The sequence below is a fragment of the Xanthomonas sp. SS genome, assembly GCF_014236835.1.
Taxonomy (GTDB): Bacteria; Pseudomonadota; Gammaproteobacteria; order Xanthomonadales; family Xanthomonadaceae; genus Xanthomonas_A.
In genome coordinates this window covers 4,473,779-4,486,680 of sequence record NZ_CP051190.1, presented here as the reverse complement: position 1 = coordinate 4,486,680, position 12,902 = coordinate 4,473,779, and the positions used below count along the sequence as shown (strand labels likewise).

10 protein-coding genes are annotated in these 12,902 nt (G+C 57.9%); 6 read left to right on the top strand and 4 right to left on the bottom strand.

Features of this window, described 5'->3' with window-relative positions:
* Positions 1-88: 88 nt before the first annotated feature.
* Both aceE and HEP74_RS18885 read left to right on the top strand, forming a co-directional pair.
* Positions 89-2,779, top strand: a complete 2,691-nt coding sequence (gene aceE / locus HEP74_RS18890; RefSeq protein WP_185814166.1) for a pyruvate dehydrogenase (acetyl-transferring), homodimeric type — start codon at positions 89-91, stop codon at positions 2,777-2,779.
* Positions 2,780-3,149: 370 nt separating this feature from the next.
* The gene (locus tag HEP74_RS18885) at positions 3,150-3,983 is read left to right on the top strand and encodes an SDH family Clp fold serine proteinase (protein ID WP_185814165.1); all 834 of its coding nucleotides are present in this window, start codon (positions 3,150-3,152) and stop codon (positions 3,981-3,983) included.
* 244 nt (positions 3,984-4,227) lie between these two features.
* On the opposite strand, the gene HEP74_RS18880 is transcribed toward HEP74_RS18885, so the two are convergent.
* Positions 4,228-5,010, bottom strand: a complete 783-nt coding sequence (locus HEP74_RS18880; protein ID WP_185814164.1) for a hypothetical protein — start codon at positions 5,008-5,010, stop codon at positions 4,228-4,230.
* Between the two features lie 794 nt (positions 5,011-5,804).
* On the opposite strand from HEP74_RS18880, the gene HEP74_RS18875 reads away from it, so the two are divergent.
* Positions 5,805-6,983, top strand: coding sequence for a DUF5677 domain-containing protein (locus HEP74_RS18875; protein WP_185814163.1), 1,179 nt, complete (start codon positions 5,805-5,807; stop codon positions 6,981-6,983).
* Positions 6,984-7,047: 64 nt separating this feature from the next.
* Here the strand turns inward: HEP74_RS18875 and HEP74_RS18870 are convergent, their stop codons facing one another.
* Complete coding sequence (locus tag HEP74_RS18870; protein WP_185814162.1) at positions 7,048-7,632, bottom strand: hypothetical protein; 585 nt, start codon at positions 7,630-7,632, stop codon at positions 7,048-7,050.
* Positions 7,633-7,952: 320 nt separating this feature from the next.
* On the bottom strand, positions 7,953-8,678 hold the full coding sequence (locus HEP74_RS18865; protein ID WP_255427796.1) for a hypothetical protein: 726 nt from the start codon (positions 8,676-8,678) through the stop codon (positions 7,953-7,955).
* A gap of 371 nt (positions 8,679-9,049) precedes the next feature.
* Between HEP74_RS18865 and HEP74_RS18860 the strand changes: the two genes are divergently transcribed.
* From HEP74_RS18860 to HEP74_RS18850, 3 genes are all read left to right on the top strand, one after another.
* Entirely contained in the window at positions 9,050-9,649 is a 600-nt protein-coding gene (locus HEP74_RS18860) for an XAC0095 family protein (protein WP_185814161.1), read from the top strand.
* A 211-nt stretch (positions 9,650-9,860) separates the two neighbouring features.
* On the top strand, positions 9,861-10,292 hold the full coding sequence (locus HEP74_RS18855) for a hypothetical protein (protein WP_255427996.1): 432 nt from the start codon (positions 9,861-9,863) through the stop codon (positions 10,290-10,292).
* Positions 10,289-11,932: an XVIPCD domain-containing protein gene (locus HEP74_RS18850; RefSeq protein ID WP_185814159.1), complete on the top strand. Its 1,644-nt coding sequence runs from the start codon at positions 10,289-10,291 to the stop codon at positions 11,930-11,932. Before HEP74_RS18855 ends, HEP74_RS18850 begins: the two co-directional genes overlap by 4 nt.
* A gap of 138 nt (positions 11,933-12,070) precedes the next feature.
* Here HEP74_RS18850 and HEP74_RS18845 read toward each other — a convergent pair whose 3' ends face one another.
* A complete protein-coding gene (locus tag HEP74_RS18845) occupies positions 12,071-12,880 on the bottom strand; it encodes an outer membrane protein assembly factor BamD (protein WP_255427795.1) in 810 nt (269 codons plus the stop codon).
* Between the last annotated feature and the right edge of the window lie 22 nt (positions 12,881-12,902).

Below are 12,902 nucleotides of genomic sequence, written 5' to 3'. Positions count from 1 at the left end.
ACGAGGTCCGGCGGGGCGGTTGCGCTACACTTGGAGGCTTCGAAAAACACATGCAATCGCGCGCGTGCGTGCGACCTACGGGAGCGCTATGAACTGGTTGAACGAGGTGCTGCAGAACGATCCGAACCCCACTGAGACCCAGGAGTGGATCGAATCGCTCAAGGCCGTCATCGATGTCGCGGGCCCCGAACGCGCGCATCAGCTGCTGGAGGACATGGTCGAACTGACCCGCCGCTCCGGCGCCTACCTGCCGTTCTCGCCGACCACCGAGTACGTCAACACCATCGCGCCCGCCAACGAGGCCAAGAGCCCGGGCGATGCGGCCATCGAGTGGAAGATCCGCTCGATCATCCGCTGGAACGCCATGGCCACCGTGGTCCGCGCCAACCGCAAGCCCGGCGACCTGGGCGGCCACATCGCCTCCTTCGCCTCGGCCGCCACCCTGTACGACGTGGGCTTCAACCACTTCTGGCGCGCCCCGTCCGACAAGCACCCCGGCGACCTGCTCTACATCCAGGGCCACAGCGCCCCGGGCATCTACGCCCGCGCCTTCCTCGAAGGCCGCATCAACGAGACCCAGCTCGACCATTTCCGCATGGAAGTGGACGGCCAGGGCATCTCCTCCTATCCGCACCCGTGGCTGATGCCGGATTTCTGGCAGACCCCCACCGTGTCGATGGGCCTGGGCCCGCTCAGCGCCATCTACCAGGCGCAGTTCATGAAGTACCTGGAGCACCGCGGCCTGATCGAGAAGTCCGACCGCAAGGTGTGGTGCTTCATCGGCGACGGCGAGAGCGACGAGCCGGAAACCCTGGGCGCCATCGCCCTGGCCGGCCGCGAAGGCCTGGATAACCTGATCTTCGTGGTGAACTGCAACCTGCAGCGCCTGGACGGCCCGGTGCGCGGCAACGGCAAGATCATCCAGGAGCTGGAAGGTGTGTTCCGCGGCGGCGGCTGGAACGTCATCAAGCTGCTGTGGGGCGGCTACTGGGACGCGCTGCTGGCGCGCGACACCGACGGCGTGCTGCGCAAGCTGATGATGGAAACCGTCGACGGCGAATACCAGAACTGCAAGGCCTTCGGCGGCGCCTACACCCGCGCCAACTTCTTCGGCAAATACCCGGAGACCGCGGCCATGGTCGCCGGCCTGTCCGACGACGACATCTGGCGCCTGAACCGCGGCGGCCACGACCCGCACAAGGTCTACGCCGCCTACCACCAGGCGGTGAACACCAAGGGCATGCCCACCGTGATCCTGGCCAAGACCGTCAAGGGCTACGGCATGGGCTCCTCGGGCGAATCGCTCAACCCCACCCACCAGACCAAGAAGCTGGACGACGACGCGGTGCGCGCGTTCCGCGACCGCTTCAACATCCCGCTCAGCGACAAGCAGCTGGCCGACGCCGAGCAGGTGCCGTTCTACCACCCCGGCCCGGACTCGCCGGAAGTGCAGTACCTGCAGGAGCGCCGCGCCTCGCTCGGCGGCTACCTGCCGCAGCGCCGCCGCAAGGCCGACCAGTCCTTCACCGTGCCCGGCCTGGACAAGTACGACCGCCTGCTCAAGTCCAGCGGCGAGCGCAGCTACTCCACCACCATGGCCTTCGTGCAGAGCCTCAACATCGCCCTGCGCGACAAGGACCTGGGCCCGCGCATCGTGCCCATCGTGGCCGACGAAGCGCGCACCTTCGGCATGGAAGGCATGTTCCGCCAGATCGGCATCTACGCCCCGTTCGGCCAGAAGTACAAGCCGGTGGACGCCGACCAGCTGATGTTCTACCGCGAGGACCAGTCCGGCCAGGTGCTGCAGCAGGGCATCAGCGAGCCGGGCGCGATCTCCTCGTGGCTGGCCGCCGGCACCAGCTACTCGGTCAGCAACGTGCCGATGCTGCCGTTCTACATCTACTACTCCATGTTCGGCTTCCAGCGCGTGGGCGACATCGCCTGGCAGGCAGCGGACATGCGCACCCGCGGCTTCCTGCTCGGCGGCACCGCCGGCCGCACCACGCTCAACGGCGAAGGCCTGCAGCACGAAGACGGCTTCAGCCAGGTCATCGCCGGCTCCATCCCCAACGTGCGCAGCTACGACCCCACCTTCGGCTTTGAGGTCACCGTGGTCATGCAGTACGGCATGAAGCGGATGATGCAAGAGCAGGTGGACGAGTACTACTACATCACCCTGATGAACGAAAACTACACCCACCCGGAAATGCCGGCCGGTGCAGAAGAAGGCATCATCAAGGGCATGTACCTGCTGACCGACGCCGGCAAGCCCAAGAAGGGCGAACTGCGCGTGCAGCTGCTGGGCTCGGGCACCATCCTGCGCGAAGCCATCGCCGCGGCGGAGCTGCTGGACAAGGACTTCGGCGTCACCGCCGACATCTGGTCCTGCCCCAGCTTCAACGAACTGCGTCGCGACGGCTTCGACGCCGAGCGCTGGAACCGCCTGCATCCGGAAGGCGAACAGCGCAAGCCGTACGTGACCCAGCTGCTGGAAGGGCGCCAGGGGCCGGTGGTGGCGGCTACGGACTATGTGCGGGCGTTTGCCGACCAGATCCGTGCGTTTGTGCCGGGGCATTACACCGTCCTGGGCACCGATGGCTTCGGCCGCTCCGACACCCGCGCCAACCTGCGGCGGTTCTTCGAAGTGGACCGGTACTACATCGCGCATGCCGCGATTGCGGCGCTGGCGAAGGATGGCAAGATGACCGGGAAGGACGTGGCTCGGGCGATCAAGCAGTACAAGATCGATGCGGAGAAGGGGAATCCGGTTGGGGTTTGATTGGCGATGCCCGGCCCTTGCGAGGGCCGGGTATCCCTAACTTGATGATTTGACTGCTGGGATTTGGGAAGCGCATGCTGCCTGGTACGAGAGTCGCAGCCACTGAGACTCCACGGGTAACAATGAAGATCTTTCGGGCGCAAGGTGAAGATGATGATCATGCGATATAGAACTGGAGCTGCGCATCTAAGCTCGGAACTCCCGAAGAGCTTAAAGCTTGATACTTTTGGTGTCCGCTCTCACCAGAAGCTTGTTCGAGATGAAATCGTTTTTCCTCCGATCCTGAGTGAGGGCGATGCGTTGTTGTGCGCTATCGTACGTCTTCGTCGAGAGGCGCCGAATATGGAGCAGTGGGCTGAGGACGTCGTGGATGGCTGATTCTTTTCCGCGAAACTCTGATTTGCCTAAGCAGTCACCTTTCTTTTGGGTGACTCATAAAGATCGATATTTGCGCCAATTGCTCATTAGGGATATTCAGGAGTTAACGGGTAGGGAGCTTGTTGTCTATTTCACTGATACTGAGCGAACGAATGCTCAAATTGATCAGGGGGACGATCAATATCTGTTTGAACTCCTTCGACAGCGAAAGAGTGAAGAAGTCGATCTCCTTCTTGAAACAAATGGCGGATTTACGGATCCAACTGAGAAAATTTGCTCGATCTTAAGGCAAATGGCTCCGAAACTCCGAGTCATTGTGCCGAGACGCGCGAAGAGTAACGGTACCGTGATCGCCCTTTGTGGTCAGAAGCTGGTTATGTCTGCTACCTCCGAACTTGGGCCGATTGATCCACATCTTAGTGGGACGCCAATCGAGTTCATTTTGAATGCGCCTCCGGGAAGCGTTGACCCAATAATGGTACAGGTCGCTCAGTCATTTCGTAATCAGACGAGAAAGCTTGCCGGGGATCTGTTGCGTACAGGGATGCTGGCCGGGCGCGAAACCGAAGTTGCTGACGTGGTAGAAAAGCTGGCGTCGCGAAATCATTATCACTCGCACGGTTCAGTGGTTGACTCTAAGGAGGCTGCTAAGCTTGGATTGGACGTCATAGATTTAGCTCATGATGATGAGCTATGGCAGAAGATCTGGTTGCTTCGCACCATGTACGCGTACGACTGCGCAAGAAATGGTCATGCGAAGGTGTTTGAAGGGCAAGTCGTAAGCTTGGCTGTGGCGGACGTTGCATCCGCGCCTCCATCGTCCTGAAATGAGTTAAAGGAAGCTTTTCACTGTTGTGTATTTTGCGTGATTAGCGCTAGGCGCCGAAGGGGGGCTTACCTCCGTCCCGGAAGTATCTGTATCTGTATCTGTATCTGAGCGTTAGCGCCGCGGCCGGTAAGTTTCCACCGGAAGACGGTTGCCTTCCTGCTGAGGTCATGCTAATTTAAGGGTGTAGAGCGGGCCCAATGTCACATCTTTCTTTGAAAGAATGTGGCGGCGGGCCCACTTTTTATGTGTAGTTATTGTGAGCGTCGATGCCCTTAAGGTACTCGCCAAAGATCAGGTGTTTGACTCGTCGCTTTGATTCATTTGATAGCTTGTTAGGATACGACGGGCGCTCGTGAGTTGAAAGGTGTGTCGGGTCTAGCGTATCCACTAATGCGTGCAGTACCACTCCGTAAACAAGTAGCTTCTGGCGCGTTGCCTTAGTTGTGGTATCGCTAAGAAGCTGAGTTAGCGGTGCACACCACTTCTTCGCGGACTCGTTAGAAGTAATAATCTCTCCAAACTCGACGACGCCGATCGTTCTAAGTCCTCCGGTGGAAAGTACTTGAGATGCAATTTCTCCGATCGCTTTCTGGTGAGTTCGATTTACGAGCCTGATCTGTTTTGACCCTAAGCAAGCTATGAATTTGCTCAGTTTCCTTCCGCGCTTGTCGACCGAAAGTGAGATTCCGAGGCTTTCTCTTTCTAGAATCTCAATGCGGCTCCAGAAATTCGCATACAGATAGGTAAGTCCTATAAGGTCCGGATCCAGGCTATGTGTGGCCGCGTCATCTCTGCCCGATAGTGGTATAAAGTCGCGTTCGGCAAGTGATATTGTCTTTCCCGATATCGCATCAGCAGCCTTCAGTAGAGGATCTAGATGTGCATCGACCACGCTTTTAGCAGACTTTCGTTCTTTTCGTAGCCTGCCGATCCACGAGACTAGGTGGTCCGCGATCTTTGCAACGGCTCCGCCCGAAATGGCCGCAGTAAACAAAGATGTCCAAGTAAAAGTAAGATTCTCCATGTCTAAGGTTTCCTTATGGATTCATAATGGGATTTGTGTGAATGCAAATTGTAATTGAGTCACCCGGAATTCCGTAGAAAATATGGTCCCTCGTTGCATATAGTGCCCTCAGAGCTCTGCAGGCGGCAGGTTGCCGTTTTGAACAGTAGTAATGGGGTCAAATTGCCCTATCAGTGGGCATCACATGACCGGGTCCATGAGTTCCTATAGTCTAGCTAGGAGTCAGGGCCGACGTGATTATAGGGGAGAACGTGACGGCGGTTTACAAGGTGGTGTCTGCTTTGCCGCTTTTTGCCATGGCGGTTGAAGGTGCGGATTCGATCGACAAGCTGCTAAAGAACGAAACAGGAGAGAGTGAAACAGTGAAACAGGGGTCAGAGTGCACTTTCCTCACCTGTTAAGCCTGACTTGCGGTGGCCTAACTAAGTATCCGCGTAGCGAGCGCGACGCTACGTTCAAGCTGGTGATCAACGCCGCATGAAGGCGGTTGTTGTCCAGCGCATGCTAGCGCTGCAGGTTGAGGCGACGGAGGTGATCTCGAGCCGATGGCATCTAGAATGAAGCGACGATAGTGATCTGTGCGTTCGGCAATTGTGGCGGTGGCTAGACAGCTTCCACATGGTGGCGCGCGTTGGCTTGGCCGAGTCCGTTGCATCTCCAGGCTTCATACTGGTTGCCATTATTTTATCTTCTATGGGTGATACAGGATGCGAGAAATTAGAGGGCAAGCTTACTGTCCCTGTGAGAGTGGCCAACGTTATGCCCGTTGCTGCCGCGGTCGTCGCTTTAAATGGATGATTGATGATGATGGGTATGTGCACAAACAGATACCACTTTCTGAAGAGGCGCTCCAGGTGCTGGAGGAAACGAAGGTTGCTTACCAGTACATCTTTGAGCGTGCACCGCACAGTGACGATCCGATTTTCCTTGGGAAGTACCTTTACTCTGACGAAGATATTAAAAGGGAAGCCGTTGAAGCGTTGCGCAAAGCGGAGATGCCACCGCAATTCATTCACGCATACCAGCGTACCGGCGGGCTTCTTCTATCTGAATCTAATGAAGGCTTTGCTACCACGGTCGATCTTGAAGAGTGGAACGCTGCTATAGAAGAGTACTTTTTCCTTAAGAAAAATCCACCGGCGAAGAATCAATTTGATCTGATCTGGGCGGACTTCAAGAAGGAGTTGGAATCTTGCATCATGTGCCTGGGGTATGTACTGGAGAATGGTGTGCATGATGTCGGACTTAAGACCGCATCTTCTAGTCACTTATTCACGGTCGATGATTATGTATTGCTATGCGCTACGAAAAGCATCAAGACCCTCCGCGCGGTCCGACTCCTCCTGAAGGAACAGATAGGTGCAGACTGCCTACCATTGGCTAGACACATCTACGAAAATTACCTTCACATTGTCTATTCAGTTGAGCGGCCGGAGATGCTGGAGCACCTATTGGATGCAGTAATAGGACTTAAACTCGGCACACATGGTTACGCTAGAAATAACAAGGGCGACATCGATACAAGGAAGATCATCCGGAATGCCGACGGTGCCATGTTTGTTGGGCACATTTCGCACTACAAAATGGCAGTAGCTAGCCGTTATGCGGTCGATCTTGAGCTGTTCGATTGCCTATATAAATTTCTTTCCGACTATACGCATCCAAGTTTCATGAGTCTCCAGCTCGTTCTCGATGATGTAGGGCGGTTGAATCCTCTTGAGAATGAGCTTCAAATAGAGGCCTTACTTTTCTCAGTTTGCTTTTCGGCCATGGTTCTTGACGAGATGCGTCATCTGCAATGTCTGAGCAGTGAAGTAAAGAAAGATCTTCAGGTCGTGACGCGTCGCATAGGACATAAGGCTAGTCAGCTTCTTTCTCACTATATCGATCCTGAAGAGCAGCTGCCGCATATGGTCCTCTTCCGCAAGAGAGTAGAGATCCTCGGCATGACTGCGGTGGCGGAGATTAAATAGAAGGGAAAAGTCAGGGGTCGGCTCACTTTTTCTCATGCCGGTTTGACCTTGTCCGGGAAGCAGGTCAGTAGACTAAATTACCGTCGGTGAGGACATTCTTAAATTGCAGGTAGCGCCATCGCATATAGAGGAATTCAGTGCCATCCGGATTAGTCTTGAACCCGTAGAAGTCTGGTCTGGGAACAAGTCTTTCACCGAGATCTATAAGCACAGAGGCTGTCTCAATCAATTCTTTGGTGCGAACAGCTGCCGCAGCGATTAGGGCGCCCTGGCGACGATCAAGGTACGCTTGAACTGTCAGGTGTGGAAAGAGGTGCCCATCGTCAACATTATGAAGTGCCCGTAATCGTTTCTGAAATTCCGTCTCGTTGCCCGATGGTAGGCGTGTTCGGATCGTAAATGACTCGTAACATCCGCCCCACTGAACACGGCTAGCAATTCCTCGTATAGCCGTCGGAGTGTACTGAATGTGCCAAGCGTCGATCCCAGCAAGCAGATCTAGTTCGTCTTTGAAGTTATTTTCAGCAACGGCTTCCACCGGACGAATCACGCCGCCGTTGATCAGTGGAGCGACGGAAATGCGAGGCCAGACAATATCCTGAAAGTCGCGAGCGCTATCGCTAAGCGCTTGATTAATCTGTGTCTGCACAGGCTCCGTCCCTTTTTGTTATTTCCCAATTGGCTGGGGAGCTTGCCGCTGTCCCAGTCATGCCCTTAATTGCTAAATTATCGGCCATCTAGTTTGGAGCTCAAGCCCGTCGGTTAAGTGACTTCTGGAAAACGAGATGGCTTCCGCTTTGAGGTTGTGACCGCTACCTAAGGCGAAGGGGCGAAAGCAATTAACGGGGCATTGGCTTGCATGGAAGGCTGCGACCAGCAGTCCTGTGCGAACTCCGTATGGGCGTCAGCTACGCTGGAGAGCAAAATGTAGGAGGTCCTTCGTTCGGACCGCCCGGCCTGTGACGACGGTCAAGAACCAGCGGCGCCATCCTGCCGATTCGCCTCAGCAAGCAACTGCTCATACGATTGCACGCGAATGCGCAGCCGAATGAGATGCCAGGACATCGCGTAAGCGAACATCAGGAGAAAGGCCAAGATGCCTTGCATCATGGTGATCTTGCCGAGGACGCCCCAGTCGCCCCAGCGCCAGTCCTTGAGCTGGAGATAAAGCGCCAGCAGGACAGGCATGATGCCGAGCCTTTCCATGCCGCCGGTAAACAAGCCCAGACGGTCATGCATGTTGGTGCGGCGGTCGCGCATGAAGGTTTCGCGGCGCCGCCGCTCTTCCAGCGGAAACGTCCGCAGCGCCGCAACGATGGCGTGGTAGTAATGAAATTCTTTCTCCATCTCGTCCGCGTGGCTGGCATAGGGGCGACGAAAACCCGGTAGCTCACGCTTGAAGGCCAGCACGAAAGAGGTCATGACGCCCGTCAGCTCTACCGTAAGCCCACCTATCGCCCAGTAAAGCGCAGCCTTGCCATCAAGCAGGGTGCCGAATAGCATTCCCACGCCCGCGCCGAGCAGGGCGATAGCAAAACTCCAGCGCTCCACGGGGCCGGCGCGGCTGTAGTCGGTTGCCTGCAGATAGCGGTCCATCGCCGCAGCGAGCGAAGGAAAGCGTAAGTCCGCGAGCGCGGTGTTTGTTTGATGTGCGTCACCATGAGGCTTCGCAACGGTCTCTTCCTTTGACGTCATATGCTTCCCTCTACCTAAGCGCTGGTCTGTCCGTGACGTCAGTATTCCGTAGCCGCGCTTTGCGCGCTAGCGCATATTTAAGTCTGAAAAAAATATTCCCAAAACACTATTGACACGCCCATTCTCTAGTCGCACTCTAGTTGCAAGGAGCGTCGAAACTCCTCTAAGAGCGGTACCCACCTCCGAAAAACCGGTGGGTTTTTTGTGCCCGAGGCTCGGGTGCAAGCCGATGCGATGCCTGCGTCGGGAGGGCGGCTAATACAACACCCTTCGGGGAAATACGCCCGCCGGCTCTTAGCGGTTTCGAACCTCCCGACTTCCCGTCCGCCATGTGTGGCGGGCGGACCCCTTCATGGAACGAGGAGGCAACGATGTCGTACGACCGTTTGGACGATGAAGACATGCCCGGCTATTTCCTGCCGGAGGAGAGCCAGTTCCGGCTGGCGAAGCTGCGCGATCACGTGAGGTTCCTGGTCCGGCTGGCGCAGCCGCGCACGCCGGACGAGGAGCGTGCTGCCGAGCCCAAAGTGCGCATGGGCGAGTTGGCGGTCTGTCTGGAGCTGTTGGCCGACCAGGTGGAGCTGGTGCTGGACGCGCTGTCCTATCCTGCGCAGCGGACCGACACGACGCACGGCGCCCGGCCCGCTGCCACCGTCGCGGTGGCGCCGGACGTGGGCGGCGGCGCCTTCCGCGTCACGCTGGCGCAACTCGACCGGCTCAACCTGCTGGCCGAGACCGTCTCGGCCCATGCCCGGGTGGTGGCGGCCGGCGATGCAACCGCGCGCGCCGGCCAGGCATTGCCAGCGGTGGGCGACACGCTCTGCGACGCAGCGAACGCAACGCGGGCGCTGCTGCTGCAGATCGAGCACCAGCCGCTGCGCGAACCCACGCCCAACGGCGTACGCGAGGAACGGGCGGTCTATGCGGTGGAGTGGGCCGCGCCGCCTGCAGGAGGCGGGCGGCTGCATTGATCCCACATGGCTGAGGTGAGGCAAGAACGCTCCGCCGGTGGGCTGGCTGGCGGAGCGTTGCCGGTTCATCTCGCAGGAGATGTATGGAATGCCTCAGGTCTAGTTGCTATCTTCCGCGCATACGAGCCGCAGGCATGTCCAAGGAGTGACCGAAATGGCTGAGCAAGTGCGATCCAGGCCGTGTTTTCCCGTGGCCGCGCTGGTTGTAGCGATGGGGTTGATCACCTCGTGTGCAAGCTCCGCTTCCGCGAGCAAGGCCACTCCGTTTTCCGGGGAGTGGGCGTATGCCAAGAAATGCGACTTGGGCCACTATCTGAGCCTGCATCTGCAGCAGCATGGTGATCGCGTCACGGGGGATTGGAGCGAGGGGACGAATGCCCACGGCAATGACGGGCAACTGCAGGGACAAGTGCGTGGAGACACGTTGTATGTCCGCTACTGTAGCGATGACGGGGGAAAGGGCTACGCCGCATGCCCCGCGTTCTCGGGGCCAGATGATCAGTTCCGGCTGGAAAATGGGCAACTTGTTCGATATCAGAAGTACGGTTCCGACTACCACCGTAGCGTCGCGCTTCATCCGGACATCGCAGGGAAGGAAGTGCCTTTTGACAAGGATTGTACGGATCCCGAGGACGAACAATGAGTACGCTCACAGATCAGGAGTTGCGCGCGACCCTCTACTTCGCTGTGGGTGTCACCTCCGAGAGTCGATACGATGCATATCGACTGGCTGTTGCAGGCGACAAGGCCGCAACCCCGACGCTCGAACCGGCGGACAAAAGCGGCTACTCGATCGGCACCATCCAAACGGATCTTGGGCAGCACTATCAGCCCAATGATCCTAATGGCGAAAATGTTCCAAGGGACTTGATTAATGCGTACCAGGACTGGGCGAGCGCGCATCAGCCGCAGTCGGTGTTGACCGAAGATCAGGCGACGAGAGCGATTGCGGATCTTGGTCGTGATGGAGATGCGATCAGAAGCGACCACGGGCGCCCGCTGGATGCGGATGTCAAATCGCGGTTGGACGCGTTCTTGTCCTCGGACGCCGGTATCACTTGGGTGCACGATCGCGACATCGCCCAGATCGACAAATTGATGGATCATGCCATTGCGCCTCTGCAGCGAAGCAACCTGTATCAGAACGCTTCACTCGACGACCAAGTGAAACTGGCGGCGATGGTTGGCAAGGTGTACAACCAGAACGAAGTACGCGCTGCACCAATGATTCGCAAGCTTGAGGGCAATCAATATGACTCTGTGGCAGACGTCAGTGCTGCCATCGACGGGCTTCTCCCCAAACGCTCGGGTCGGAACGACTACTTTGAGTTGGGGCGTGACGACGCCCTGAGAGGGGCCGATGTCGTCAACGCGCTGCGCAACGCGAATCGAGAAAGCCCTCTCTCGACGGCTTGGGCAAGTGTCTTGGCTGATCCGCTTGTCAATCCAACCGTCCTCACTGCGGACAGGACGCACCAGAACTTGCCGCACGAGTACCCGGTCATCAAAAACCTGTTCATCCATGATGATCGCGCAGGGCAGTTCATCGGGGTTTTGGATAGAGGTGCGACGCATCAGTACGGTCCTGCGGATCGCGCGCACCCAGAGCGCTTCAATGGGCCGGGCTTCTATGCCGCAGGGAATGATCTGGTCAACTGGAACAAGCATGGGCAGGGCCATGCCTTCTTGAACGGTGAATGGAGCTCTGTCGCGCGCGAGAATCTGACGCGCGCTCGAAACCAAGATGGCACTACCGATCTCAATGTGCAGCAGGGAGGCCAGACGCAACGGCTGCTACATGTGGATCCTCATGCACCGGAACTTCGGCCCGCTCCGCAACAGCACGGTGGCAGGACCGGACCCGACAATCCTGCGCACCCCGATCACGCAATGCTCCTGCAAATCAGGGAGGGAGTGCAGCGGCTCGGCAGCCAGGCCGGCGTGCCATTCGATGAGAGCAGCGAGCGCGTGTGCAGGAGCCTTCTCGCCGCCTGCAAGGACAATCGAGACCAGTATCCGAATGCTTCCAGCGCCTCGCTATCCGGCAATGCATTGACCAGGGTGGATCATGTCGTCGCTGGTCCCGAGCGTCTGTTCGCGGTTCAAGGTGAGTTGAACGATCCCGCGCACCTGCGTGCCCATGTCCTCGTACAGCAAGCGACGCAGACACCGGTAGAGCAGTCAGACGCCAAACTTATGGTGGCGAACCAGGCAATTGCTCAGGAACAAGCGATGACCCAGCAACGCGACTTGTCTAGAAATCAAGGGCAGTCGTTGGGGTGACGTTGTCGAGGCAGCGGGCTCCTTCGTGTTGCCCGGTTGCCGCCAGGATGACACTAGCTAGGTGAGGATCCGCAACTCCGCATCCGCCAGTGCCGCTGGCGAATGCGTGTTGTCCTCATCACTCCATCCCTTTTGGGCTTACTTCTTCATTGCGCCTTTACGGCACAAGCCGATGTTGGTCCTTGCCGCGCGCACGATCGCCAGGTAGCGATCCGCCAGCGTCGGCGTCCATCCTTCCACCACTGCGTCGTCGTCCTTGCCGGCGTCCTCGGCATACTTGTCGAGCGTGGCCAGGCACTGCGCGTACAGCCCGTTCTTGTACTGGGCAATGGCCAGGTCGTTGCGAATGGCGCCTTCTTCTTCCCATTCCAGCGTCGGCAAGCACCTCGCCAGCACTGGAGACAAGGTGCTCAGCGCCGCTTTGTAGTTCTTGGCGTCATAGAGACGCTGGAATGCAGAGCGTGTGCGATCGAGATCGTCTTGGCCGCAGCCTTCGGCCACCCGCAGGTAGGGCGCTTCGAAGCCCGCGTTGTAGCCGCAGAAGGCCTTGCACTCGGTAGGTGTGGCTGCCGTCACCTCGATGCCTTGCGCATTGGCCGTGAACTTTACGCTGCAGGAAGGAACGCCAGCGTCGTCCTTTACGATGCCATGGTCGCCTTGGATCGCTCCATCCAGCAGGCACATGTCTCCCCCGGAGGTGCTTTCCAGGGAAAACATCAACGTCCCGTTCTGCTTGTTAAGCAGCAGCCGCCCCCATCCCTTTTCGGTCAGGTATTCGCCGGGCTTCAACGTTTCCCCCGATGTTGCGGGCGACGCGGGTTGCGCGTTGCTTTGTCTTGGCTTGGAGGCTGCGGCAAGCGGCTGCGCCGAGCAAGCCGCGCTACATAGCGCCGCGATCGCCGCGCAGGCGAACCATTTTAGCTTCAGGGAATGATGCGTCTTCGCCATGCTTTGTCTCTCACTCCGCTTT

What these genes read in the sequence shown, in the direction of transcription:
- HEP74_RS18880 (WP_185814164.1), bottom strand. Translation starts at nt 5,010, where the DNA reads ATGGAGAATCTTACTTTTACTTGGACATCTTTGTTTACTGCGGCCATT.
- HEP74_RS18885 (WP_185814165.1), top strand. Translation starts at nt 3,150, where the DNA reads ATGGCTGATTCTTTTCCGCGAAACTCTGATTTGCCTAAGCAGTCACCT.
- HEP74_RS18860 (WP_185814161.1), top strand. Translation starts at nt 9,050, where the DNA reads ATGTCGTACGACCGTTTGGACGATGAAGACATGCCCGGCTATTTCCTG.
- HEP74_RS18855 (WP_255427996.1), top strand. Translation starts at nt 9,861, where the DNA reads ATGGGGTTGATCACCTCGTGTGCAAGCTCCGCTTCCGCGAGCAAGGCC.
- aceE (WP_185814166.1), top strand. Translation starts at nt 89, where the DNA reads ATGAACTGGTTGAACGAGGTGCTGCAGAACGATCCGAACCCCACTGAG.
- HEP74_RS18875 (WP_185814163.1), top strand. Translation starts at nt 5,805, where the DNA reads ATGATTGATGATGATGGGTATGTGCACAAACAGATACCACTTTCTGAA.
- HEP74_RS18845 (WP_255427795.1), bottom strand. Translation starts at nt 12,880, where the DNA reads ATGGCGAAGACGCATCATTCCCTGAAGCTAAAATGGTTCGCCTGCGCG.
- HEP74_RS18865 (WP_255427796.1), bottom strand. Translation starts at nt 8,678, where the DNA reads ATGACGTCAAAGGAAGAGACCGTTGCGAAGCCTCATGGTGACGCACAT.
- HEP74_RS18850 (WP_185814159.1), top strand. Translation starts at nt 10,289, where the DNA reads ATGAGTACGCTCACAGATCAGGAGTTGCGCGCGACCCTCTACTTCGCT.